Below are 24,099 nucleotides of genomic sequence, written 5' to 3'. Positions count from 1 at the left end.
CCGGCGGCCGCACCCCCGTCGCCGACGGGGGTGCGGCCGCCGGGCCCGACAGCCGTTGTCAGACCCTCGCGAGAGGATCACCCCATGACGACTTCTCCCGCCGTTGAGGCGCTGTCCAGCCTGCCCGTCCTCTCCGACCGCACCGCGTACGAGGCCGCGTCGCAACGCCTGCGCGAGGCCTCGCGGTCGTACTACGCGGACGGCGACAGCGCCATGGACGACACCACGTACGACCGGCTCAGACTGGCCGTCCTGGCCTGGGAGACCGAGAACCCCGACGAGGTCCCGGCAGACTCGCCCACCGGCCTGGTCGCCGACGGCGCCGCCCCGGCCGGCGACGTCGCGCACACCACCCGGCTGCTGAGCCTGGACAACGTCTTCGACGCCGAGGGGCTGGTGGCCTGGGGCGCCTCCGTCCAGCGCCGTCTCGGCCGCGCCCCGGCCGGCGGCTACTCCGTCGAGCCGAAGATCGACGGCGCGGCCGTGGCCGCCCGGTACCGCGACGGCCGCCTGGTGCAGGTCATCACCCGCGGCGACGGCAGCCACGGCGAGGACGTCAGCCACGTCGTCGGCCAGATCGACGGCCTGCCCGAGCGGCTCGCCGCGCCCGTCACCGTCGAGGTCCGCGGCGAGGTCGCGTTCACCCAGGAGCAGTTCGAGACGGCGAACGAGGTCCGCACCGCCCACGGCGCGCAGGTCTTCGTCAACCCGCGCAACGGCACCGCGGGAACGCTGAGGGCGAAGGACCGCCCCTACCGGCTCCGCATGACGTTCTGGGCGTACGGAGTGGTCGAGCTGGACGGCGTGCCGTTCCTGCCCGCCGGCGCGACGCACGCCGAGGCGCTGGCGGCGGTGGCCACCGCCGGGGTGTGGACGACGGCCTCCTCCGCTGCCGGGCTCCTCGTCGTCCCCGACCTCGCCGAGGCGCAGACGCGGGTCGACGCGATCGCCGCGATGCGCGCCGACCTGCCGGTCGGCATCGACGGCGTGGTCATCAAGCTGAACGAGACCGCCGAGCAGGAGGCGGCCGGGTTCGGCACCCGCTTCCCGCACTGGGCCATCGCGGTGAAGCTGCCCGCCGTCGAACGGCAGACGGTGCTCCAGGACGTCGTGTGGGAGGTCGGCCGCACCGGGGTCCTGGCCCCCACCGCCCTCCTCGCCCCGGTGGAGATCGACGGGTCCACCGTCACCCGGGCCACCCTGCACAACCCGGCCGACATCCGCCGCCGGGACCTCCACCTCGGCGACACCGTGACGGTGTACAAGGCGGGGGACATCATCCCGCGCGTCCAGGCGGCCGTCGTACGACTCCGCCCGGCCGGCGCGACACCGGTGCCGCTCCCGGAGGCCTGCCCGCGGTGCGGCGGCGAGATCAACGCCACCCAGGAGCGGTGGCGGTGCGCGCAGGGCACCGCGTGCGCGCTCCCGGCGCTCATCGAGTACGCCGCCGGGCGCGAGATGCTCGACATCGACGGGCTCGGCAGGACGTACGTGGCGGCCCTGGTCGAGTCCGGAGACGTCCGTGACATCGCCGACCTCTTCACCCTGACGATCGAACAGCTCACCGCCGCCTCCGGCAGCTCCAAGCGGGCCGTCAAGCTCGCCGAACAGATCGAGGCCGCCAGGACCCGCCCCCTCAACCGGGTCTTCTGCGCCCTCGGCGTGCTCGGCACCGGGCGCAGCATGTCCCGTCGCATCGCACGGCACTTCGGCACGATGGACGCGATCCGCGGGGCGGACGCGGCCGGCATGCAGGACGTGGAGGGGATCGGGCCGGAGAAGGCGCCGGTCGTCGTCGAGCAGGTCGCCGCGCTGGCCCCCGTCATCGACAAGCTGATCGAGGCGGGCGTCAACATGACCGAGCCCGAGCCCGCGTCGGCGGGCCCGGGCGGGGGACCGCTGGAGGGCAAGGTGGTCGTGGTCACCGGGAAGATGGCCGGTCCCCTGGACGGCTTCGGCCGTTCCGAGATGAACGCGCTCATCGAGAAGGCCGGCGGGCGCGCGGGCAGCAGCGTCAACGCGAGGACGTCGATCCTCGTCGCGGCGCCGTCCGCGAACGGCAGGCCGAGCTCGAAGGCGGTCAAGGCCGCCGAACTCGGCGTCGAGGTCCTCACCCCGGAGGCCTTCGCCGAACTGGTCGCCGACCAGCTGGCCTCGGGCTGAGTCAGCAGGGGCTGCGCCAGACGTCCAGCTCCAGGTTCTTCCGCATCGACGACAGCCGCAGGGCACGGGCCTGCGGGCAGTAAGCGGCCTTGGGCTCGGCGTACTCCACGTGGAAGACCGCCTTGCCCGCGGCGACGAAGGGGGTCAGCAGCGCGCACTCCTCGAACTGCGCGCACTCCTCGTTGACCGCGAAGTCGAAGTGCTTCACCAGCCGGGGGATCTGGGCGAGGTCGTTCTTGAGGCCCACGGCGAGACCCCGTTCGTGCGCGATCTCCGCGATCATGCGGTTGTATCGGAGCTGGTCGTCCGCCGTCAGCGGGAAACCGGTGTCGCTGTTGTAGCCCTCCATCAGGTCCGGCTCCACCGCGTCGAAGCCCTTGTCACGGCACATGTCGAAACGGCGCTCCATCAGGGGCCGGAGGAGGTCGAGACGGCGGATGTCCAGCCAGCGCTCGCCGTGCCAGCCGTTGGGGCCGCCAAGCAGGGAGCGGGGGAAGGCGTCCCGGTCCGGGCGGTAGTCCTCCCACGCCCCGACGTTGATGTAGCAGATCACCTTGCGGCCGTCCCGGTGCAGCCGGGCCACGTCGGCGGCGCTGTTCTCGAAGCCGTCGATGTCGTACACCGGCACGTCGACGGACGGGTCGACCTTCCCGTCGAGCTGCCACTGCCAGGCCAGACCGGGGCGCGGCCGCCACCGCGCGCGGACCGGGGTACCGGAGGGACGGGTGGCGGACGGCCCGGGGCCGGTGGACGGGCGGGCCGGGGTACTCGCACCGGTGCCGGGCGAGCCGCCCGGGGACGGGCCGGAGGAGGGCGGCGCGGCCGAGGGCGCGGCCGTGGCCCCGGTCGGACCGTCCGCCGCCCCGTCGGCCCGGCCCCCGGAGCCGCCGGAGCAGCCGGCGAGGACGGAGAGCAGGAGCAGCGCGGTCACCGGCGGCGACCAGCGGCGCCGGCTCACCGCTCCGCCTCCGCGAGGGCCGGGGTCAGCCCGGACCAGGGGTTGGGCGGCTCCCCCGTGACCGGCCCGCACACCTCGGCGCCCCGCTCGCGCGCGGTGCGCACGGCGAGCGGGACGAGCGGTTCCGGCACCCCGTACACCAGATGGCAGAGCCGTTCCGGTGCCAGCCGCGTCGTCCACGACGGGCGGCTGAACGTCGACACGTACGTCGACCAGTGGCCTTCGAAGGTGACCGTCACATCGGCGAGCCGGGCGTACCCGGGGGCGGGATGCACCCCCGGGTTGAGGACCACGGTGGAGGCCCCCGCCCTGCGCAGCGCGCGCACGAGCCGTCGGCACTCCGGCAGTCCGTCCCGCCCCGCCGTCGTCCGGTCGAGGAAGCAGCCGTCCACCGCGTACCACTCCCGGTGCCGGAGGGCCTCGGCGATGATCTGCTCCGCGTCGCGCATACCGTAGTCCGTGTCCACGTAGCCGAGCAGCCGGGCTCCCGCCGCCCGGAGCGAACGGGCGGCGGCGGCGAACGCGGGATCCGGTGCGTCGCCCGGACCGCTCGCCGGGTTGATCACGACGGCGTACGTGTGCGCGGCACCGGCGATCAGCCGGCGCCACGCGTCCGGATCCTCCGCCGGATGGACGTACAGCGGGATCAGCAGACTCACGGCGCCGCCACCCGCACGGGGTGCGCCGCCCACAGCGCCTCCAGGGAGGCGCCGAGGGAGTGGGCCGGCCGCCAGCCGAGCGCGAGACCGGCGGCGGTGATGTCGGAGCACTGCCACGACACCTGCGCGGACCGCGCCGAACCTCCCCCGTCCGCCTCGACGATCCGGCCCCGGAACCCGGCCACGTCGGCAAGGCCCCGCACCAACTCCCGCACCGGGAGCGCCTCGCCGCCGCCCACGTTGAGCACGGGCGGCAGCGGCCCCGGCGTGACGGCCGCCAGTTCCACCGCCCGTGCCAGGTCCCGTACGTCCACGAAATCGCGGTACGCGGACAGGTCGCCGAGCCGCAGCTCGGCGGCCGGTGCGCCCGGGGCCCCGGCCTCGCCCTCGGCCTCGGCGAGCAGCGCGGCGACCCGGCCGGGGAGGCCGGTGGGCGGCGCCCCGGCGCCCACCGGGTTCCCCACCCTCAGCACGACCGCGTCCAGGCCCGACGCGGTCACCGCCACCGTGCCCGCCAGCTTGGTCGCGCCGTACGGCCCGGCCGGCAGGCACGCCTCCGTCTCCGTCACCCGCAGACCGGGCGTGCCGGGGCCGTACTCCGCGGCCGACCCCAGATGGACGAGGCGGGCCGCGGGAGCGGCCTCGCGGAGCGCCGCGCACAGCACGGCCGGTCCGCGCGCGTTCACCTCCGCGAGGGTGACGGCGTCGCCGCCGGTCGCGCCCGCGCAGTTGACGACGGCGTCGGGCGCGGCCTTCGCCAGGGCCTCGGCCAGGCCGTACGGGCGGTCGGAGGCGAGGTCGACGGTGACGTCGGCGGCCGGGGAACGGCCGCCGACGAGCACCCGGGCGCCCGGCACCGCGCGCAGCCGCTCGGTGACGTGGCCGCCCAGGTATCCGCCGGCGCCGAGGACGAGGATCCGCATCGGTGCTCAGGCTCCCTTGAGGAGGAGGGACTTGCGGCTGGTGAACTCCGCGTTGGCCCGGTCGTAGTCGTCGGGACGGCCGATGTCCAGCCAGTAGCCGTCGAACGCGTAGGCGTGCGGCGGCGTCTCGGCGGCGAGCAGGTCGAGGACCAGCTCGTCGAAGCCGAGCGGAAGGCCGGGCGTGTAGGCGTCGAGCGTGGCCCGCGAGACTCCGTAGACCCCCATGGAGACCCGGTAGTCGATGCTCGGCTTCTCGGTGAAGGCGACCACCCGGCTGGCGTCGGTGGTCAGCACCCCGAAGTCGATGTGCACCTTGCGCGCGTAGGTGGCGATGGTCAGCGGAGCCGCCGAGGCCTCGTGCCGGCGCAGCACGTCGGCGTAGTCGAGGTCGGTGAGCACGTCGCCGTTCATGACGAGGAAGTGCTCCGGCAGCCGGTCGCGGAGGTTGAGCAGCGGGCCCATGGTGCCGAGCGGGCTCTCCTCGGTGGCGTAGTCGATGGACATGCCCCATTGGGAGCCGTCGCCGACGTAGGCGCGGATGATCTCGCCGAGGTGGCCTATGGCGAGGGTGCAGCTGGTGAAGCCGGCGGTGGCCAGCTGGCGCAGCACGATCTCCAGGATGGCGTGTTCGTCGCCGATGGGGACGAGGGGCTTGGGCAGAGCGGTGGTGTACGGCCGGAGCCGGACGCCCTTTCCACCGGCCAGGATCACAGCGTGCATGGCATACCTCCTGCGGGTCGTGCCGGGTGGGTCAGATGTTGTAGATGCCGGTCTTGTAGCGGGCCAGATGGGCGGGGTCGACGAACCACTCGGCGGTCCGCGCGAGGCCCTCCTCCAGGGAGTGGCCCGGGCGCCAGCCGGTGGCGGCGGTCAGCCGCGAGGCGTCGGCGACGAGCCGCATGACCTCGGAGTTGGCGGGCCGCAGCCGGTCGGGGTCCTCACGGACGTCGAGCGGGGCGTCCATGACCTTCCCGATCAGCGCGACCAGGTCGCCGACGGAGATCTCCCCGCCCGTCCCCGCGTTGAAGGTGCGGCCGACGACCTGCTCGGCCGGTGCCGTGCCCACCGCGAGGAAGGCCTGCGCGGTGTCCTCGACGAAGGTGAAGTCCCGGGTGGGGCGCAGGTCGCCGAGGGTGAGGGTGCGCTCCCCGGCCGCCACCTGGCCGATGACGGTGGGGATGACGGCCCGCATGGACTGCCGGGGGCCGAAGGTGTTGAACGGCCGCAGGGTCACCACGGGGGTGCCGAAGCTGGCGTGGTAGCTGTCGGCTAGCCGGTCGCCGCCGGCCTTCGAAGCGGCGTACGGGGACTGGGTGTTGATGGGGTGGTCCTCGGTGATCGGCACGGTCTGGGCGGTGCCGTACGTCTCGCTGGTCGAGGTGTGCACGAGCCGGGGCGTCCCCAGCGCGCGGACCGCTTCGAGGACGTTGAGGGTGCCGGTGACGTTGGTGTCCACGTAACTGTGGGGCGCCTGGTAGGAGTACGGGATCGCGATGAGCGCGGCGAGGTGGTAGGCGCAGTCGGCGCCGTCGAGCAGGCCGCGCACGGAGCCGGGGTCGCGGACGTCGCCGAGCACGATCTCCACGTGGTCGAGGACGTCGGGGGAGAGGGTCTCCAGCCAGCCGTAGGAGGAGAACGAGTTGTACTGGGCCATGGCCCTGACCCGGTGGCCGGAGGCGACGAGCGCCTCGGTGAGGTGCGAGCCGATGAAGCCTTCGGCTCCGGTGACGGCGGCGAGCGGTGCGGAGGACAACTCTCTGGGTCCTTTCGTCGGTGGGACGTGCGGGTGGTGTGACGTGCGGGTGGTGGGGCGCGTGCGGTGGGGCACGTGCGGTGGTGGTGCGGGAGTGGCACGGCGGTGGGCCGGCGAACGGCCGTGCTCCGGGCCGTGGGGCGGGTCCGTCAGACGTGCGGGGACGGCCGGCCCAGGACGGTGACGGCGCAGGCCGCGAGGCAGACGGCGGCCGCGCCGCAGACCGCGGGCAGCAGCAGGGCGGGGCCCGGTGGCGGCGCGAGCCGGGCGACGACGCCGGCGGCGACGGCCGCGGTGAGGCAGATCGCGGCGGGCGGCCAGGCCACGCCGAACGCCTGGAGGAGGAGGGCCGTCCACAGCACCGCCGCCAGGAGCAGCAGCCCGGCCGCGTCCGAGTCGGTGAGGAGCGCGGCGGGCAGCAGGAGCAGGAGGTATCCGGACAGGCAGAGCGCGAGGACGCCGGACGACCGGAGCAGGAACGCCCTGGGCGTCGCGCTGGCCCGCAGCGCCGCCACCGACCAGCCCCGGTAGCGGTAGAGCAGCCACTCGGCCGGTCCCATGCTCAGCGTCAGAGCGATGACCGCGTACGGGTCCTGCCGGCCCTCCAGCATCACCAGCACCGCCGCCGCCAGCCCGAACAGGCCGTACGGCACGGACAGCCGCAGGAGCGGTCGCGGACCCTCGGCGGCGGCCGGTACGGCGAAACCGGCCCCCAGCGCCCGTGCCGCCGCGGCGAGCGTGCCGAAGAGCGCGAGCAGCGGCAGGGCGAGCCGCAGCAGGGTGCCCGGCTCCCACCAGGGCAGCACCGCCGCACCGGCGATCAGCGGGCTGAGCGCGGCCAGCAGCAGTCGCTCCCGGCCCAGCACCAGCAGGACACCCGCCGCCCCGAGGTAGAGCGACTGGGCCGCCGCCACCGCGGTGACCGGACCGCCTCCGGCGGGGATCGCGGCGAGCCCCGTCGCCAGGGCGGCCCCGAGCGCGGAGCCGGCGAGCAGCGTGCGCGTCGCCTCCCGGCGGCCGGTCACGAGCCGCAGGTGCGCCCGGTGCCCGAGCGCCTGCCCCCACGCCCAGGAGACGACGCCCGCCACGATCAGGACGGGGGCGTGCCGGTCGATCCGCCACAGCGGGCCGGTGAGCAGATAGGCGAGGGCCGGCAGCGCGAACAACAGCCCCCGCAGCAGGCAGCGCACGGTGTCGGGCCGCCACGGGTCGGCGGGTGCGGCCGGTTCGGGGAACGCCCGGGGCACCCGCTCGTACAGCGCCGCCGCGAGGGAGAACAGGTCGGGGTGTCCGTACCGCTCCTTGATGAGGGCGGCGGACAGGCCGTCCGCCTCCAGGAGCGCGGCCACCTCGTAGGGGTGGACGGCGGGGCCGACACCCTCGGCGAGCTCGGCCGCGAGCGCGCTGACCGCCTCCTCGTCGGGTCCCTTGCGCCCGCGCCGCCCGGAGAAGAGCCCGCCGGACAGCCGGATCGCGAGCGTGGGGTCGTCGTGGTGCCGGCGCCGGGGGCGCGGTGCCGACAGCCGGATCGCCAGTGTGTCCTGTTCCGTCCCACCGGGTTCGAGGGACATGGGCCCGCTCATCCGGCGAGGCTCCCCGTGCCGCTGACCGCCGGAGCGGGCAGGACGATCCGGACGGACGGCTCCCGTACCCCCGTGGCGAGTTCGTGGTAGATGGCGCGGAAGGTGTCGATGGTCTGTCTGAGGGTGAACTGCTCGATCACCCGCAGCCGGGCCGCCTCACCCATCGACCGGCGCCGCTCGGCGTCCCCGAGGAGCGCGAGCGCGGCCCCGGCCATCGCGGAGGGATCGCGCGGCGGCACCACGAGCCCGGCTTCGCCGACGGCCTCCCGCACGCCCCCGACATCGGTGGAGACGGTCGCCCGCCCGCACGACATCGCCTCGATGAGGGTGAACGGGAAGCCCTCGCTGATGCTGGACAGCATCACGACGTTGCCGGCCGCGTAGGCGTCCTTGATGTCGTCGACGCGCCCCTCGAAGGTCACCGCGCCGGCCATCCCGAGCTCGGCCGCGAGGGCCTCGCAGCGCTCCCGGTAGGCCTCGCCGCCTCGTGGCGTGCCGCCGAAGAGGCGGAGTCGTACATCGGGCAGTTGGTCCCTGACCAGGGCGAACGAACGTATCAGTGTTTCCAGGTCCTTGATCGGGTCCACCCGCCCGGCCCAGCTGAGGGTGAGGGTGGTCGGCTCGGGTCCGGCGTGCGGGAAGGCGGCGGGGTCGACGCCGTTGTAGACCGTGCGGATCGACTCCGGATCGGCGCCGCCCTGCTCCTCCCACAGCCGGTTGTAGCGGTTGCCCGGCGTGATCAGCGCCGCGCGGCGGTAGCTCTCCTCCGCGAGGAGCCGGAAGAAGCCCAGGACCACCGCCTTGACCGGCCAGCGGTAGGGCGCGGTGCGGTAGCCGAGGTAGCGCTCCCGCAGGTACACCCCGTGCTCGGTCAACAGCAGCGGTACGCCGTGCCGTTCGAGGGCCGCGAGCCCGGGCAGGACCGCCACCCCGCCGCTCACGGCGTGCGCGACCCCGTCCTCGGGCGGCGGCGCCGACAGCGGACGCAGGGCGTGTTCGAGCAGCGCCGTCGCGGTGAGCGCGTCGTGCAGGGTCGGCCGCGCCTCCCGTACGGCGAGTCCCGGCCGCCGCCAGACGGCGGTGAGGACCGCGATCGCCGTGTCGCCGCGCAGGAACGGGCCCAGCAGACCGTCCCCCGCGGCGCGGGCGAGGACGTGCAGGGCGGGGGCGAAGCCTCCCTCGGCCGCCGGGTCGAGCAGCGCCGTGAGGAACTTCTCGTAGGCGTCCGCGAGCCGCCGCGCGGATCTGCCGCGAGGCGGGTGGCCGGGCGGCGCGGCACCCCACATGGGTACGGAGAGGACGCTGGAGACATGCGCGGGCAGGTCCCAGGCGAGCGGCTCCCGGCCGGTGCCGGTGACGGCGACGATGTCGAAGTCGATGTCCGGCATGCCGGTGACGAGCTGGTCGCACCAGACGCTCACGCCACCGTGGCTGTGTGGGTAGGTGCCTTCGGTCAGGAGGGTGACGCGCGGGGCGCCGTGGCGCCGCGCGCCGTGGTGAACGTGCATCGATGTGTGCTCCGCGGCCGTGGTGGGGGTGGTGCCGGTCCCGGCCGCCGCTGGGCGGCCGGGACCTCGTTGCCGGTACGGGGTCAGCCGTCCGAACCGGGCGGGACCGGATCGGCCACGCCCTCGGGCACACGGGCCGCCGGCGCCGGGGCCGACACGGGGCCGCCGCTCCCGGTGGCCGGGGAGGGGGCGACGGTGGCGGCGGGCAGCGTGAGGGTCAGCGGGGCGCCCGTGAGGGACGTCCAGCCGGACCGCTTGCCCGCGTAGGCCTCGCCGAAGGCGGAGCCGGCCCGGAGCGTGCCCGCGGGCGCGGTCGCGGGAACCGCCAGGCCGCTCGGGCCCTCGATGGTCACGGTGCCGCCGACGCGGTACGCCGTGATGAGACCGCCCTGGACGGCGGCGCGCCACGCGGCCCGCTGCCGGAGCTCCTGCCCGATGTCCTTCATCCGCAGGTTGACCACGGGGGTGTTCGCGGCGAACAGCGCGTCGTAGCCGTCGAGCACACCGTCCAGGACCGGGTAGGCGATCCGGTCCTCGGCCAGGTTGGACTGGTGGATGAAGTGGGGCTTGGGGTCGTTGGCGAGGACGTGGCCGAGGGCGATCTGCCGCTCCAGGGGCACGATGTGGTTCGCGTAGCCGGTGGCCGGGTCGAGCGGGGCGGGCAGGCACGTGGTGGTGGCCGGGTTGTCCTCGCAGATCCCGCTGCCGCCCTGGGCGCGGCTGGTGTAGATCCAGTTGTACTCGTCGACCTGTTCGGCCGCCCGCCCCGCGTTGTAGAAGACGTTCATCGGGTAGCGGGGGACCGTCGTGGCCGGACCGACCTGCCGCTGACCGGGCTCGCGGGAGTTGTCGGAGGCCAGCCAGGCGATGCCGTTGTCGGCGAGGGCCGGACCCAGGTTGGGGTTGTCGACGGACTGCTGGGGCAGGACGCGCAGCCCGGAGTGCTCACCGGTGACCAACTCGTCGTTGGCCAGGGGCAGTCCCGCGGTCTGTCCCCACACGCGGTTGAGGGCGATCTCGTCGGAGACGGCCTGCCGGGAGACCCACTTGACGGAGCCGTTCGGGAGGGTGGCGCAGCGCCAGGGCACGACGCTGGTGTCCTGTTCGCAGCCGAGGAAGGCGTGCGTGTAGGTGTGGTTGATCCAGCGGAACTCGTCGCGCGCGGCGACGAACCGGTCCGCGAGCGGGTCGGCTCCGTTGTTGTCCTCGCGGAAGTCGACGCTGCCGGCGGCGTTGTAGGCGAGGTCGAGGGTGAAGCCGCGCGTGTCCTGCCAGGCGACGGCGTGGTCCACGTCCGCCGCCGTCATCCGGATGGGGTCGGGCGTGGCGTTGGGATCGGTGCAGTCCACGTCGCCGGGCGTGCAGTTGAGCGTGGAGTTCCACCGGTCGTCCGCCGCGAACACGTCGTCGACGTGGACGGCGAAGTAGTTCCGGGAGGCACCGAGGTGCACCCCGCCGGTCATCCAGGCGACGATGCCCCGGGCGAGGAGGCGGAACTGCTGCTGGTACTGGTTGTAGACGAAGGTGACGACCAGTTCGCGTCGTCCGTCGTGGCGGTACTCGCCCACCAGGGACCCGCGCTTGGTCGTCCCGGGTATCGCGGCGTCGACGTACGGGGTGAAGTCCGCACCCGCCACGGGGGTCGAGAGGTAGGCGTAACTCTCGCCCACCGTAGGTGAGTTGTCCTCGAACGGAACGGCGCCTTCGAGGTAGCCGAAGGGCCCCGACCGGCCGGCCGCGGTCACCTGGGCCTGGGCTCCGTCGACGCTCCCGGAGTAGCCGCCGTAGACCGGGTACTGCAGTCCGGCCTCGGGGCGGGCGTAGGTGTAGGCGTCGACCTGCGGGATGTCGTAGGTCCGCTCGTAGTTCGCGAGTGCCGTCATCTCCGGGGAGTTGGCGGGGAACGGGTTGTCGTTCGGCAGGACGACCGCCTGGAACTTGGCCCGGTTCCGGCCGTCCACGGTGTCCGCGAGGTAGCCGGCGTTGATCACCGGACGGTCCGCGCGGGTCAGGTCGACCTTCGTGTACGGCGTTCCCGCGGCGTCCAGTTCGGCCGCGATGGCATCGGTGGCGGGGCCGCCGTCGGTCACGACGAGCACCCGCAGATCGACGCGGGGAGCCGCGTCCTCGGCTTGGGCCGCCGTGCCCGGCAGGACGAGGGCGGCGACGAGCGCGCCCGTGGTGAGCCCCGTGGTCAGCAGGGTGGTGCCGAATATCCGCTTCATGCGGTGATGTGTCCCTCCCGGAGCAGGGGTGAGCGCAGCTCCTAGGAGCGGACGCACCCCCTCGTGCGACGCCGGCATCCCCCTCGAAGGCCGGTCGTCCACGCATCCGTCGCGTCAAATGGTGGGGTATCTGTGGAGCTTCTGTGGTCCTGCTGCGAAAGGTGACGGAAAAACGCGGGCGCGCGGGGCGGCGAGCCCGGCGCGGTGATCGGCCCGACGGCCCTTCCCGGTTCCTCCCTGTCACCGTCCGGCCCCACGCGTCACACGGCTCAGGCGCAGGTGGGAGGCGGACGAACTCCACCGGCGGACTCGTGAGCCCGCCGGTGGAGCGCTGTGGAACTGTCATTGGTTCAGACCGGTTGTCCGGAAAAGGCGAGGGCCGGTTTCCGGCCGCGCCGAGCCCGGCTTGTGTGGGTCAGGCGCAGAGGACGCGGGTCTCCGGCGTGTAGACCGGGCCGCCGGTGACGCTGGAGGTGTCGCTGAACTCGGCGTAGAAGTACGAGTAGAAGCCGATGTTGCCGTTGCAGCCGGAGTCCGGGGCGATCTGGAGCGTCAGGGTCACGGTGCGGCTCTGACCGGGCGGAATGGTGGCTCCGTAGTTGGCGCCGAGGTTGGCCGGGCCGGTACCGGAGCAGGCGGTGCTGCCGCTGGGGCCGGCGAGGGAACAGCCGGTGAACGCGTACTTCAGGTCCGGACGCTGGGTGGTCAGCCAGGTCGGGTCGATGGTCTGGTAGACGAACCAGACGTCGTAGGTCTTGTTGTTCGTGAGCGTCATCGACAGGTTCACGGTGCCACCGGGAGTGGTGGTCGCGGCGTCGGTGGTGAACGTCAGCTGGGCGGAGGCCGGTTCGGCGGCGCTCGCGGCGGGGGCCAGACCGAAGAGGGTCAGGAGCAGGGCCAGGACGGCGGTGAGACCCAGGCGTCTCATGGGCTGTGATCGCATGGCCGGGAGGCTAGGGACCGGGCCCGTCCGGCGTCTGCCTCGGCGCGGCGCCCCGGACCGGCCGACGGCCGAAAGTGTGCGTCACGTGAAGACGCTGCGGCGAAAGTGTGGTGGTGGCTGTGGGTGCGCATCCGCGCACGCTGCGGCGGGTGCGGCGCGTGCGCGGGCGCCGGCTCCGACGCTCCGTGCGCCCCTGGAGCGCGGACGGGGTATTGGCGCGTACGCATCAGTTTTCCGCGCGCCGGGAACCGCTCGCGGGGGCGCCGCGCCGCCGACTCCCGGCCACGGGGCCGAGATCCGACGCCCGGGCCGGGCGCAGGCCACCGGCCCGCCCGGGCGGCCGACGCGCGAGGGGCGGTCTCCGGTGCAAGGCTGAAGGCGTACCTGATCTGCGAAAGGCCACTGCCATGATCACCACCGACTACGTACCCGGCTCCCCCTGCTGGCTCGACCTCGGCGCCCCCGACGTCCCCGCCGCCGCCGCGTTCTACGGCGCCGTGCTCGGGTGGGAGTACGAGTCCATGGGGGAGAGCGAGGACATGGAAGGCGGGATGTTCAAGAAGGACGGGAAGACCGTCGCAGGACTCGGCAAGCTCACCGAGGAGGGCGCCCGTTCCGCCTGGATGATCTACTACAGCGTCGCCGACGCGGACGCCACGACCCGGGCCGTGGAGCAGGCGGGCGGCACCGTCCGCGTCGCGCCCATGGACCTCGACGAGTGGGGCCGGATGGCCCAGTACACCGACCCGCAGGGCGGCCAGTTCGCCGTCTGGCAGCCGGGTACGAACAAGGGGGTCGACCTGGTGGACGAGCCCGGCTCGCTCTCCTGGACCGAGCTGTACACGACGGACGCGGCAGCCGCGAAGGAGTTCTACGGCGGCGTCCTCGGCTGGTGGTACGGCGACATGGAGATGCCCGGAGGCGGGGGCCCGTACAGCGTCGTCACCCCGGCCGGACTGCCGGAGGAGCGCATGCACGGCGGCGTCATGGGGATGGACGAGAAGGACCTCGCCCTGAACGGCGGGCGGCCGTACTGGCACCCCGTCTTCGCCGTGACCGACTGCGACGCGGCGGTCGCCCAGGTGGTCGGGAACGGCGGCAGCGTCCAGATGGGGCCGGACGACGTGCCGGGCGTCGGACGGCTCGCCGTCTGCCTCGACCCGTCGAACGCCGACTTCGTGGTCCTCGCGGGCGAACAGAGCTGACCGGCCGCCGTCACCGGCCGCCGATCCCGCCCCGCCGCCGCGCGGCCGGTGGTCAGTTGAGGGCGTCGTCCAGACCGTGCTGCCAGTACGTCACGCGCAGCGAGCTGTCGACGTACACGCCCTTCGCGGGCAGCCGGGGCTTCGAGGCCGTGTCGTCGCCGAACAGGACCGTGAGGCTCGTCGCCGTGGAGCCGTGGCCGCCGCTGCCGTCGGCGGACGCCAGCATGACCCCCGCGTAGCCGGACTCGCCCGGGGCGAGGGTGACGACCGCCTGCGGCTTGGTCGACTCGTCGACCGGCGGTACGGACTGGGCCTCGCCGAAGCGGACGATCGGGAACCCGACCAGGTCGCAGAGGGCGGATCCGCTGTTCGTGACGGTGAGCAGCAGGTGGTTGAGCGGGCGGGAGACCGGGGTGGCGGTGGTCCGGGTGTTCCCGGCGCCGCACGCCGGGTGACGGCTGCCACCGGTGCCTCCGGCGCCGGTGGACGTGCCCGTCCCGGTCGGCTTCGGCTTCGTGGTGCCCCCGGTCCGGCCGGCGGTCGGCTTCGGCGCCGGGGCCGACGTGGGCGCCGCGGTCACGGGAGACGTGGTGGGCGGCGCGTCCGAAGGGGGCGTGGTGGCCGACCGCGTGGCGGAGGCGGCGGGCGCCCCGGAGGTGGTGGCCGGCCCCTCGTCCTGCGCCACGCTCGTGCCGCCGCCGCAGGCGGTGAGGGCGAGCGAGGCGACCGCGAGCGTCGTGACGGCGAGGAGACGGGTGCGGGTGGTGCGTCCGGACATGAGGGTCCCTTCGAAGGGTGGATCGGAATGGGTCGGGCGGTCGGGGCCCGGGGTGTCCGCCGTGGCCGTGCCGCTCCGAGCACAGCTTGTGCGAAGATCCGTTCCAGGTACCGCTCCCGCCGGGCGGTACGGGATGCTGGAACGATTTCACGGCGTTGACCTGCGCTGACGTCCCTTCCTGGGATGCCGGTTCGGAACGTGGGGAGAGGGTGGAACGGTGGCGGGGGACGCGTTCGCGGCGCTGATGGGGCAGCTCAAGGAGCGGTCGGGGCTGAGCTACGGCACCCTCGGCAAGCGCCTCCACCTGAGCGCCTCCACCCTGCACCGTTACGTGAACGGGGACGCCGTACCCGTGGAGTACGCGCCCGTGGAGCGCTTCGCGCGGCTGTGCCGTGCGACCCCCGAGGAGCTCGTCGAGCTGCACCGGCTGTGGGTGCGGGCGGACGTGACCCGTGGCCGGAAGGGACCGGCGGCGGGCCCGGCGGGTGACCCAACCGACTCCGGCCTCAACGACGTCGACTCCGCCGACGTCGACTCCGCCGACGTCGGCCCCACGAACGCCGGCCCCACGACGGCGGAGGCGAACGAGCCGGGACCGCAGCCCCCGCCCGGCCCGCAGGCCCCCTCCCGCCGCCGGCTCCGTCGTACCGCCGTGCTCGTCGGTACGGCCGTCGCCGCGACCGCCGCGTCGGTCGCGCTCGTCGTGGGCCTGACGCGCGGTGACACCGGCGGGGACCGGGCGCGCGCCGGTGACGCCCCGGGGCGGACGACGGCGACGGCCGGGCCAGGAGGCTCCGACGACAAGCCGGCCGCGCCGACCGTCGCCACCGCGCCGCACACCTGGGAAAACCCCTGCAGCCAGCACTACCTGGTCGACCGTCAGCCCGAGCAGGTTCCGCCGCCACCCATGGAGCAGGACGCGCCCGCGTGGGTCGCCGCCCTCGACGCGGTGCCGAGCGGGGACCAGTTGATGCGGCTGACCGTGCAGGGCACCGGGGCGCGGACGGTCGTGCTGGAGGCGCTGCACGTCCGCCTCGTGTCCAAGCGCGCGCCCCTGGCCTGGAACGACTACGTGATGGGCGTCGGCTGCGGGGGTCAGGTGTCGACGAAGTCCTTCGCCGTCGACCTCGACGCCCCGCGGCCCGGCGCCGCCCCGGCGGCCGGCCAGCGCGCGTTCCCGTACTCGGTCAGCGAGTCGGACCCCGAGGTCTTCTTCGTGGCCGCGCGGGCCCGCGCGCACGACGTCAGCTGGTACCTGGAACTGGTCTGGAGCAGCGGCACACGGCGCGGCACGGTCCGGATCGACGACGACGGCAGGCCGTTCCGCACCAGCGGCAACCTCACCCGGCCCGCCTACGCCTTCCCCCTGGGCGGCACCGAATGGACCGACTTCGAGGACGGCGGCGCGGGGCAGTTCCCCTGACGCCCGTCGGCGGCGGGAGGCCGGGGGCGGCACCGTACCAGCGGCGCCGCCGCCCCGGACGGAGATTCACATACTCTCCGCGCCCGGATGTGTTCATACGGTAGTCATGGACGCCGGGAGGGAACACCTTGATCTTCAGCCTGAGCCGCCGCCGGAAGTCCGCCCCCACCACGGGGACCTGCCCCTACACGTCCGGGGACCTCGCCCACGCCGCCCCCGCGCCCGAGAGCCGGGTCCCGGGGTCGCACCTCGCGGACCGGGGGCAGGCGGAACGGTTCATCCGTCAGTTCCACCACGAACACCCGGACGCCGGGGACGTGGAGAGCCGTGTCCGCCAGGTCCTCGACGCGATCGACCGCACCGGTGGCTACGAGCACTTCCCGGCCGAACTCGCCTTCGGCGCCCGCGTCGCGTGGCGGAATTCGGCCCGTTGCATCGGAAGGCTCTACTGGCGCAGTCTCGTCGTGCGCGACCTGCGCCACGTGTCGTCCGCCGACGCCATCGCCGCCGAGTGCTTCGAGCACCTGAGGCTCGCCGGCAACGGCGGCAGGATCCGGCCGGTGATCACCGTGTTCGCCCCGGACCGGCCGGGCCGCCCCGGGCCCCGGATCGTCAACGACCAGCTGGTGCGCTACGCCGGACACCAGGAGCCCGACGGGCGCTGGAAGGGGGACCCGCGTGGCGCGGCCCCGACCGCCCGCGCCCGCGATCTGGGGTGGAAGCGGGACGGAGGCCCCTTCCAGGTGCTGCCGCTGATGGTGCGGGAGTTCCCCGACGCGCGGCCGGAGTGGTACGAGCTGCCGGACGACGCCGTCCGCGAGGTGGAATTCAGCCATCCCGACCACGCCTGGTTCGCGGAGCTGGGACTGCGCTGGTACACGGTGCCGGCGATCAGCGACATGACGCTGGAGATCGGCGGCGTACGGTACCCGGCGGCGCCGTTCAACGGCTGGTACATGGGCACCGAGATCGGCGCCCGCAACCTCGCCGACGCCGAGCGGTACGACCTCCTCCCCGAGGTGGCCGACCGGCTCGGGCTCGACCGGTCGACCGAGCGGACGCTGTGGCGGGACCGCGCGCTCGTCGAACTCAACGTGGCGGTGCTGCACTCCTTCCAGGAGGCCGGGGTGACGATGGCCGACCACCACACCGAGTCCCGGCGGTTCCTCCGCCACATCGCCCAGGAGAGCCGCCACGGCAGGGAGACGCCCGCCGACTGGAGCTGGATCGTCCCCCCGGTCTCGGGCGGGGCCACCCCGGTCTTCCACCGGTACTACGACCCGGTCGACCCCTCCCTCCGCCCGGCCTTCCTCGCCCGGACGTGAGCCCCCGTGGGTGAGTCCCGGTGGGTGAGTCCCCGCTCGTCCGTGCGGCCGTGCCCGTCCCCCGCCCGTTCGCCGTGCACGGGCCGCAGTCGGCGCGTGCCCTCCCGGCCGACCGGTCAGCGGCGGCCCAGGACCTCGACGACCCGGGTGAACCCCTCCGTGCCGTGGCCGAGGGCCGCCGTCCGGCGGGCCAGCCCCTCGATGGAGCGCATCACGTTCGCCTCGATGCCATGGGCCTCGGAGGCGTGCACGACGTGCGCCATGGTCGAGATCCCCGAAGTGATCGGGTTGCCCTCGCCGGAGTAGTCGCCGCGCTCCACGTCCTCGGCCCACTCCTGGAACAGCGGCGGCAGGATCGCGCCGATGCCCTGGGCGAAGGGGGCCAGCTCGGTCGGCGAGATGCCCTCGGCGCGCGCCACCGCCAGGGCGTGCACGTAACCCGCCATCGACGTCCAGAAGATGTCGAGCAGCGCGATGTCGAAGGCCGCGGCCCGGGAGATCTCCTCGCCGAGGTGGGTGTGGGTGCCGTTCAACGCGTCGAGCACCGGACGGTGTTCGGCGTGGAGCGCCTCGGGGCCGCTGTACAGGAACACCCCTTCGGGGTTCCCGATCGTCGGCGTCGGGGTCATGATCGCGCCGTCCAGGTAGCCGATGCCGTGCTCGTCGGCCCAGCGCCCGGTGTCCCTCGCCCGCTCGGGGGTGTCGGCGCTCAGGTTGACCAGGGTCCGTCCCTTGAGCGCCCGCGTCACGGCCTCCTGCCGCAGCACGGAGTCGGTGGCGTCGTAGTTGACCAGGCAGACCACGGTCAGCGGGCTCGCGGCGACCGCCTCCTCGGCGCTCGCGGCCGACACGGCACCGGCGGCGACCAGTTCGCCGTCCCGGCCCGGTGTCCGGTTCCAGACGGTCGTACGGACGCCCGCCGCGAGGAAGGCGGCGGAGAGCGCCCGGCCCATCGGCCCGAGCCCGATGACGGTGACGGCCGCGTCCTGCCCGGAGGAGGCGGACACGGGGGAGGGGGAAGAAGACATGGGTGAACTCCCTTGTAGAAAGAGGTGTCGAGAAGTTCCCGGAGGAAGGAGAAGGACGCGGATGTCACGCGCCCGGGCCCAGGACACGAACGTGTGCGGAGTGAGCGCCGCGATCGTGGTCATCGAGGGCAAATGGAAGACCCACCTGCTGTGGCTGCTGGAGTCCGGCCCGCACCGCCCCGGCGAACTGCGCCGGAAGCTGGCCGAGATCAGCGAGAAGGTGCTGACCCAGGCCCTGCGCGAGATGGAGGAGGACGGGCTCGTGCACCGGGAGGTGTACGACGTCCTGCCCGCGAAGACCGTCTACTCGCTGACCGGCTTCGGGCTCGAACTCTGCGCCGCACTCGGCCCGTTGTCCGACTGGGGGTACCGTCGGATCGACCGGATCGCGGCCGCGCCCGCCGCGGTCTGAGGCCCTTGGGTTCTCCCTTCCTCCGGGCTGCTCCCAGCTTCGCCCGCGGGCCGCGCCCCCGACAAGTACGCACAAAAAAGTGGGTACCCGGAGGTACGCGAAAGGGGGGCCTCCCGGTGAGGAGGCCCCCCCTTTGCGGTGGTCGGCCGTGTCAGCCGCGCGGCTCCCCGAAGGCTTCGAGGATGCGTTCTGCGGCCAGGGTCGCCGTCAGCTCGCCGGCGCGGACCCGCTTCTCCAGGGCGGGCGCGAGCTCCTGCACGGCCGGGTCCGTGTGGAGCCGGCGCAGGAGTTCGTCGCGGACCATGGTCCAGGTCCAGTCGACCTGCTGGTCGTGGCGCTTGGCCGTGAGACGGCCGGTGGAGTCGAGCAGCGCGCGGTGCTGTTCGAGGCGCCCCCAGACCTCGTCGAGACCGGCCGACTCCCGGGCGCTGCAACTGAGGACCGGCGGCGTCCAGAAGGAGTCGGCGCCGTGCATCAGCCGCAGGGCGCCCGCGAGTTCGCGGGCGGCGGCGCGGGCGTCGTGCGCGTGCGGGCCGTCGGCCTTGTTGACGGCGACGACGTCGGCGAGCTCCAGGACCCCCTTCTTGATGCCCTGGAGCTGGTCCCCGGTGCGGGCCAGGGTGAGCAGCAGGAAGGAGTCGACCATGTTGGCGACGGCGGTCTCGGACTGGCCGACGCCCACCGTCTCGACGAGGACGACGTCGTACCCCGCGGCCTCCATCACGACGATCGACTCGCGGGTCGCCTTCGCGACACCGCCGAGCGTCCCGGCCGTGGGGGAGGGGCGGACGAAGGCCGCCGGGTCGACGGCGAGGCGCTCCATCCGGGTCTTGTCGCCGAGGATGGAGCCGCCGGTCCGGCTCGACGAGGGGTCGACGGCGAGCACCGCGACCCGGTGGCCGAGCCCCGTCAGCATCGTCCCGAACGCGTCGATGAACGTCGACTTGCCGACACCGGGCACTCCGCTGATCCCGATCCGCACGGCGTTCCCGCTGTGCGGAAGGAGCTCCGTCAGGAGTTCCTGGGCGAGTGCCCGGTGCTGCGGACGGGTCGACTCGACGAGGGTGATCGCGCGGGCGACGAGCGCCCGCCTCCCCTCGCGTACGCCCCGTACGTACGTGTCGAGATCGATCACCGCTCGTGCCCGAGGTCGGCCGACAGACGCGTCACCAGGTCGTGGGCCGCGTCGGGGATCACCGTCCCCGGCGGGAACACGGCCGCCGCGCCCATCTCCAGGAGCGTCGCCACGTCCTGCGGGGGGATCACCCCGCCGACCACGATCATGATGTCCTCGCGGCCCTCCGCCGCCAGTTCCTCCCGCAGCGCCGGCACGAGCGTGAGGTGTCCCGCGGCCAGCGACGAGACCCCGACGATGTGCACGTCCGCCTCGACGGCCTGGCGGGCCACCTCGGCGGGGGTCTGGAACAGCGGGCCGACGTCGACGTCGAAGCCCAGGTCGGCGAAGGCGGTCGCGATGACCTTCTGGCCGCGGTCGTGGCCGTCCTGGCCCATCTTGGCGACGAGGATGCGGGGGCGGCGTCCCTCGGCCTCGCCGAAGGCGTCCACCAGGGCCCGGGTGCGCTCCACGGAGGGGGACTCGCCTGCTTCGTTGCGGTACACACCGGAGATCGTACGGATCTGGCCGGCGTGCCGTCCGTACACCTTCTCCAGGGCGTCGGAGATCTCGCCGACGGTCGCCATCGCGCGGGCCGCGTTCACGGCCAGCTCCAGGAGGTTGCCCTCGCCGCCGGCCGCCCGGGTGAGCGCGGCGAGCGCGTCCTGGCAGGCCTGCTCGTCGCGCTCCTCGCGCAGCCGCTTCAGCTTGGCGATCTGCTGGGCGCGCACGGAGGAGTTGTCGACCTTGAGGACGTCGATCTCCTCGTCCGTCGCCACCCGGTACTTGTTGACGCCGATGACGGGCTGCCGTCCGGAGTCGATCCGGGCCTGGGTGCGGGCCGCGGCCTCCTCCACCCGGAGCTTGGGGATGCCGGCGTCGATGGCCTTGGCCATGCCGCCGGCCCGCTCGACCTCCTGGATGTGCTGCCAGGCGCGGCGCGCGAGGTCGTAGGTGAGCTTCTCGACGTACGCGCTGCCGCCCCACGGGTCGATGGTCCGGCAGGTGCCCGACTCCTGCTGGATGAGGAGCTGGGTGTTGCGCGCGATGCGGGCGGAGAAGTCCGTCGGCAGGGCGAGGGCCTCGTCGAGGGCGTTGGTGTGCAGCGACTGCGTGTGGCCCTGGGTGGCGGCCATCGCCTCGACGCAGGTGCGCGTGACGTTGTTGAAGACGTCCTGCGCGGTGAGCGACCAGCCGGAGGTCTGCGAATGGGTGCGAAGCGACAGGGACTTGGCGTTCTGCGGGTCGAACTGCTTCACGAGTTTCGCCCAGAGCAGCCGGGCGGCGCGCAGCTTCGCGATCTCCATGAAGAAGTTCATGCCGATCGCCCAGAAGAACGACAGGCGCGGCGCGAACGCGTCCACGTCGAGCCCGGCCTCCCGCCCGGCCCGGATGTACTCCACGCCGTCGGCGAGCGTGTACGCCAGCTCCAGGTCGGCCGTCGCACCCGCCTCCTGGATGTGGTAGCCGGAGATGGAGATGGAGTTGTAGCGCGGCATCCGCTGCGAGGTGTAGGCGAAGATGTCGGAGATGATCCGCATCGAGGGCCCCGGCGGATAGATGTACGTGTTGCGGACCATGAACTCCTTGAGGATGTCGTTCTGGATGGTCCCGGCCAGCTTCTCGGGCGGTACGCCCTGCTCCTCGGCGGCCACGATGTACAGCGCGAGGACCGGCAGCACGGCGCCGTTCATCGTCATCGACACCGTCATCCGGTCCAGCGGGATGCCGTCGAACAGCTGGCGCATGTCGTAGATGGAGTCGATGGCGACGCCGGCCATGCCGACGTCACCGGTGACGCGCGGGTGGTCGCTGTCGTAGCCGCGGTGGGTCGGCAGGTCGAAGGCGACCGACAGGCCCTTCTGGCCGGCGGCGAGGTTGCGCCGGTAGAAGGCGTTCGACTCCTCGGCCGTGGAGAAGCCCGCGTACTGACGGATCGTCCAGGGCTGGTTGACGTACATCGTCGGGTACGGGCCCCGCAGGTACGGGGCCATGCCCGGACGGGTGTCCAGGAAGTCCAGGCCCTCCAGGTCCTGCCCGGTGTACAGCGGCTTGACGCCGATGCCCTCCGGGGTCTCCCAGAGCAGGTCGTCGCCGCCGGTGGCCTTCTTGACGGCCGACCGCCACGCCTCGGGGCCGCCGTCGGCGGTGGGCGCCCCGAGCGCGATCCCGGTGAAGTCGGGGATGGACATCAGGACACTCCCATGCGGTCGAGGGCGGTGGAGAGCAGGGCGACGGCGTCACAGCCCGCGAAGAGGTACGTGTCGACACCGGGGTACGCCCCCGGGCGGCCGGCCAGGAGGACGTGCTCGGCGCCCGCCGCGCGCAGCTCGGCCGCGACGGCCTCGGCCCGCTCCTCGTACACCGCGTCGCTGGAGCAGAGGCAGACCTCGCGGGCGCCGCTCTCCTCGAACGTGCCGTCGGTGACCGGCTCGACGCCGCCCGCCTGGAACAGGTTCGCGGCGAACGTGACCCGGGCCGAGTGCGCGGCCGCCGGGCCGAGCGCGGCCAGGTAGACCCGGGGCCGGGCGCCGGTCGCCGCCAGGTGCCGGTCGGAGCGGGCACGGAGGGCCTCGTACGCCTCGTCGCGCCGGACCCGGGGGAGCCCGCCGGTCGGCTGTTCGGGCGCGGGGGCCCGGTCGACGGGCTTCTCGGCGAGGTTCGGGAACTCGCTGACGCCGGTGATCGGCTCGCGCCGGGTGGCGAGCTTCGCGCTGCGCGCGGACCAGGTGGCGGCCAGCTGCTCGCCGATCGCCCCGGACCGCAGCGCGGCCTGCTGGCCGCCCGCCCGCTCGATGCCCTGGAAGTACTCCCAGGCGGCGTGGGCGAGTTCGTCGGTGAGCCGTTCCACGTACCAGGAGCCGCCGGCCGGGTCGATCACCCGGGAGAGGTGGGACTCCTCGATGAGGACGGTGGAGGTGTTGCGGGCGATCCGGCGCGCGAACGCGTCGGGCAGGCCGAGCACCTCGTCGAAGGGCAGCACCGTGACGCTGTCGGCGCCGCCCACTCCGGCGGCGAGCGTCGCCACCGTGGTGCGCAGCATGTTCACCCACGGATCGCGGCGGGTCATCATCACCGGCGAGGTCACCGCGTGCTGGCGCTGCGCGCCCGCCTCCGGGACGCCGCAGGCCTCGGCCACCCGGGCCCAGAGCCGGCGCGCCGCGCGGAGCTTGGCGATCGTCAGGAACTGGTCGGCGGTCGCCGCGTACCGGAACTCCAGCTGCGTGCACGCCTCGGCGACGCTCAGCCCGGCCTCGGTCAGACCGCGCAGATAGGCCACGCCCGTCGCGAGCGAGCAGCCCAGCTCCTGCGCTGCCGAGCCGCCGGCCCCGTGGTACGGCAGGGCGTCCACGGTCAGGGCGCGGACGCCGGGGTACCGGTCGGCGCAGCGGCGCGCGAGTCCGGCGACGGAGGCGAGGTCGTAGGCGGCGCGGCCGGTGCGGGCCTCGTGGCCCAGGGGGTCGGCGCCGAGGTTGCCGAGGGCCGCGTCGTCGGCGACGCCCCGCTCCTCGTACAGCCGGAGGAGCCGCTCGGCGGCCGCTTCCGTCTCGGCGCCCGCGTCGAGGACCACCGGCGCCAGGTCGAGGTAGACGCCGTCGAGGACCGTGTCGAGCGAGGAGACCGGGATGCCGGCGCCCCCGACACCCAGCCAGAGGGAGGTGACGCCGTTCTCCAGGTCGGAGAGGACCGCGTCGCCGTCGGCGGCGAGGTGTCGCTGGCGTACGTCCCAGCCGCCGGTGGTGTTGCCCTCGGCGCGTCCGCCGCGCACGAAGGGCGCGAAGCCGGGGAGTCCGGTGTCGGGCGCGGTGTCGCGTGCCGTGTACAGCGGACGGGTGTCGAGGCCGTCCTCCAGGAGCGTGGAGAGGGCGTCCTCGGCGGCGTCGCCGGAGACCTCTTTGCCGGACTTGCGCAGGACACCTGCCACAAGGTGTTGCCACTGTTCGTGTGGCGCGTCGGGAAATTCGGACGCCAGGGAGAGCCCGTCGTCAGGCAGGACCGTCATGCTCGGATGCTAGGGGAGATCGACAAAGGAGCAGGAGGGCGTACGACTGTGACCTTCTTCTCTTCGACCTGAGGCGTTCGATGTGGTGGGCGCGGT

At 73.7% G+C, this 24,099-nt stretch carries 19 protein-coding genes; 5 read left to right on the top strand and 14 right to left on the bottom strand.

The annotated features are described in order from the left end of the window. Window positions 1–84 precede the first annotated feature (84 nt). Window positions 85–2,163: an NAD-dependent DNA ligase LigA gene (gene ligA, locus ABT129_RS32885; RefSeq protein ID WP_351908950.1), complete on the top strand. Its 2,079-nt coding sequence runs from the start codon at window positions 85–87 to the stop codon at window positions 2,161–2,163. 1 nt (window position 2,164) lies between these two features. Here the strand turns inward: ligA and ABT129_RS32880 are convergent, their stop codons facing one another. From ABT129_RS32880 to ABT129_RS32840, 9 genes are all read right to left on the bottom strand, one after another. Next, window positions 2,165–3,121, bottom strand: a complete 957-nt coding sequence (locus ABT129_RS32880) for an endo alpha-1,4 polygalactosaminidase (RefSeq protein WP_351908948.1) — start codon at window positions 3,119–3,121, stop codon at window positions 2,165–2,167. Then, the gene (locus tag ABT129_RS32875; RefSeq protein ID WP_351908946.1) at window positions 3,118–3,780 is read right to left on the bottom strand and encodes a spherulation-specific family 4 protein; all 663 of its coding nucleotides are present in this window, start codon (window positions 3,778–3,780) and stop codon (window positions 3,118–3,120) included. Before ABT129_RS32875 ends, ABT129_RS32880 begins: the two co-directional genes overlap by 4 nt. Further along, a complete protein-coding gene (locus ABT129_RS32870; protein ID WP_351908944.1) occupies window positions 3,777–4,703 on the bottom strand; it encodes an NAD-dependent epimerase/dehydratase family protein in 927 nt (308 codons plus the stop codon). Before ABT129_RS32870 ends, ABT129_RS32875 begins: the two co-directional genes overlap by 4 nt. 6 nt (window positions 4,704–4,709) lie before the next feature. After that, window positions 4,710–5,423, bottom strand: a complete 714-nt coding sequence (locus tag ABT129_RS32865; RefSeq protein ID WP_351908942.1) for a nucleotidyltransferase family protein — start codon at window positions 5,421–5,423, stop codon at window positions 4,710–4,712. 31 nt (window positions 5,424–5,454) lie between these two features. After that, on the bottom strand, window positions 5,455–6,456 hold the full coding sequence (locus tag ABT129_RS32860; protein ID WP_351908940.1) for a GDP-mannose 4,6-dehydratase: 1,002 nt from the start codon (window positions 6,454–6,456) through the stop codon (window positions 5,455–5,457). A gap of 149 nt (window positions 6,457–6,605) precedes the next feature. Then, window positions 6,606–8,039, bottom strand: a complete 1,434-nt coding sequence (locus tag ABT129_RS32855) for a hypothetical protein (protein ID WP_351908938.1) — start codon at window positions 8,037–8,039, stop codon at window positions 6,606–6,608. After that, window positions 8,036–9,547: a GT4 family glycosyltransferase PelF gene (gene pelF, locus ABT129_RS32850; protein ID WP_351908936.1), complete on the bottom strand. Its 1,512-nt coding sequence runs from the start codon at window positions 9,545–9,547 to the stop codon at window positions 8,036–8,038. Before pelF ends, ABT129_RS32855 begins: the two co-directional genes overlap by 4 nt. Before the next feature lie 83 nt (window positions 9,548–9,630). Then, window positions 9,631–11,772 carry a hypothetical protein gene (locus ABT129_RS32845; RefSeq protein ID WP_351908934.1) on the bottom strand — a complete coding sequence of 714 codons (2,142 nt, stop codon included), beginning with the start codon at window positions 11,770–11,772 and terminating at the stop codon, window positions 9,631–9,633. 415 nt (window positions 11,773–12,187) lie between these two features. Beyond that, window positions 12,188–12,715 (bottom strand): hypothetical protein, encoded by a 528-nt coding sequence (locus ABT129_RS32840; RefSeq protein ID WP_351908932.1) that lies wholly within the window; start codon window positions 12,713–12,715, stop codon window positions 12,188–12,190. A gap of 407 nt (window positions 12,716–13,122) precedes the next feature. Between ABT129_RS32840 and ABT129_RS32835 the strand changes: the two genes are divergently transcribed. Then, window positions 13,123–13,920 carry a VOC family protein gene (locus ABT129_RS32835; RefSeq protein ID WP_351908930.1) on the top strand — a complete coding sequence of 266 codons (798 nt, stop codon included), beginning with the start codon at window positions 13,123–13,125 and terminating at the stop codon, window positions 13,918–13,920. Between the two features lie 52 nt (window positions 13,921–13,972). On the opposite strand, the gene ABT129_RS32830 is transcribed toward ABT129_RS32835, so the two are convergent. Continuing rightward, entirely contained in the window at window positions 13,973–14,698 is a 726-nt protein-coding gene (locus ABT129_RS32830; RefSeq protein ID WP_351908928.1) for a DUF4232 domain-containing protein, read from the bottom strand. Window positions 14,699–14,915: 217 nt separating this feature from the next. On the opposite strand from ABT129_RS32830, the gene ABT129_RS32825 reads away from it, so the two are divergent. After that, window positions 14,916–16,121 (top strand): helix-turn-helix domain-containing protein, encoded by a 1,206-nt coding sequence (locus tag ABT129_RS32825; protein ID WP_351908926.1) that lies wholly within the window; start codon window positions 14,916–14,918, stop codon window positions 16,119–16,121. Window positions 16,122–16,249: 128 nt separating this feature from the next. Then, entirely contained in the window at window positions 16,250–17,446 is a 1,197-nt protein-coding gene (locus tag ABT129_RS32820; protein WP_351908924.1) for a nitric oxide synthase oxygenase, read from the top strand. Between the two features lie 116 nt (window positions 17,447–17,562). On the opposite strand, the gene ABT129_RS32815 is transcribed toward ABT129_RS32820, so the two are convergent. After that, window positions 17,563–18,474, bottom strand: coding sequence for an NAD(P)-dependent oxidoreductase (locus tag ABT129_RS32815; protein ID WP_351908922.1), 912 nt, complete (start codon window positions 18,472–18,474; stop codon window positions 17,563–17,565). 61 nt (window positions 18,475–18,535) lie between these two features. Here ABT129_RS32815 and ABT129_RS32810 point away from each other — a divergent pair, with 61 nt between their 5' ends. Next, entirely contained in the window at window positions 18,536–18,886 is a 351-nt protein-coding gene (locus ABT129_RS32810) for a winged helix-turn-helix transcriptional regulator (protein WP_351908920.1), read from the top strand. A 151-nt stretch (window positions 18,887–19,037) separates the two neighbouring features. Here the strand turns inward: ABT129_RS32810 and meaB are convergent, their stop codons facing one another. Genes meaB through ABT129_RS32795 form a run of 3 tightly spaced genes read right to left on the bottom strand, consistent with a single transcriptional unit; the run spans window position 19,038 to window position 24,003 of the window. Beyond that, window positions 19,038–20,021 carry a methylmalonyl Co-A mutase-associated GTPase MeaB gene (gene meaB / locus ABT129_RS32805; RefSeq protein ID WP_351908918.1) on the bottom strand — a complete coding sequence of 328 codons (984 nt, stop codon included), beginning with the start codon at window positions 20,019–20,021 and terminating at the stop codon, window positions 19,038–19,040. Beyond that, window positions 20,018–22,192: a methylmalonyl-CoA mutase gene (scpA, locus tag ABT129_RS32800; protein WP_351908916.1), complete on the bottom strand. Its 2,175-nt coding sequence runs from the start codon at window positions 22,190–22,192 to the stop codon at window positions 20,018–20,020. The genes meaB and scpA overlap by 4 nt, the downstream gene beginning before the upstream one ends. Continuing rightward, window positions 22,192–24,003 carry a methylmalonyl-CoA mutase family protein gene (locus ABT129_RS32795; RefSeq protein WP_351908914.1) on the bottom strand — a complete coding sequence of 604 codons (1,812 nt, stop codon included), beginning with the start codon at window positions 24,001–24,003 and terminating at the stop codon, window positions 22,192–22,194. The genes scpA and ABT129_RS32795 overlap by 1 nt, the downstream gene beginning before the upstream one ends. Between the last annotated feature and the right edge of the window lie 96 nt (window positions 24,004–24,099).

This window comes from Streptomyces sp. NPDC002057 (genome assembly GCF_040296665.1).
Lineage (GTDB): Bacteria > Actinomycetota > Actinomycetes > Streptomycetales > Streptomycetaceae > Streptomyces.
This window is presented reverse-complemented; position numbering and strand designations above follow the sequence as displayed.

Coding starts and splice junctions, on each gene's coding strand:
- ligA (WP_351908950.1), top strand. CDS start 85: ATGACGACTTCTCCCGCCGTTGAGGCGCTGTCCAGCCTGCCCGTCCTC.
- ABT129_RS32870 (WP_351908944.1), bottom strand. CDS start 4,703: ATGCGGATCCTCGTCCTCGGCGCCGGCGGATACCTGGGCGGCCACGTC.
- ABT129_RS32865 (WP_351908942.1), bottom strand. CDS start 5,423: ATGCACGCTGTGATCCTGGCCGGTGGAAAGGGCGTCCGGCTCCGGCCG.
- ABT129_RS32855 (WP_351908938.1), bottom strand. CDS start 8,039: ATGAGCGGGCCCATGTCCCTCGAACCCGGTGGGACGGAACAGGACACA.
- pelF (WP_351908936.1), bottom strand. CDS start 9,547: ATGCACGTTCACCACGGCGCGCGGCGCCACGGCGCCCCGCGCGTCACC.
- ABT129_RS32845 (WP_351908934.1), bottom strand. CDS start 11,772: ATGAAGCGGATATTCGGCACCACCCTGCTGACCACGGGGCTCACCACG.
- ABT129_RS32840 (WP_351908932.1), bottom strand. CDS start 12,715: ATGCGATCACAGCCCATGAGACGCCTGGGTCTCACCGCCGTCCTGGCC.
- ABT129_RS32835 (WP_351908930.1), top strand. CDS start 13,123: ATGATCACCACCGACTACGTACCCGGCTCCCCCTGCTGGCTCGACCTC.
- ABT129_RS32830 (WP_351908928.1), bottom strand. CDS start 14,698: ATGTCCGGACGCACCACCCGCACCCGTCTCCTCGCCGTCACGACGCTC.
- ABT129_RS32815 (WP_351908922.1), bottom strand. CDS start 18,474: ATGTCTTCTTCCCCCTCCCCCGTGTCCGCCTCCTCCGGGCAGGACGCG.
- ABT129_RS32810 (WP_351908920.1), top strand. CDS start 18,536: ATGTCACGCGCCCGGGCCCAGGACACGAACGTGTGCGGAGTGAGCGCC.
- scpA (WP_351908916.1), bottom strand. CDS start 22,192: ATGTCCATCCCCGACTTCACCGGGATCGCGCTCGGGGCGCCCACCGCC.
- ABT129_RS32795 (WP_351908914.1), bottom strand. CDS start 24,003: ATGACGGTCCTGCCTGACGACGGGCTCTCCCTGGCGTCCGAATTTCCC.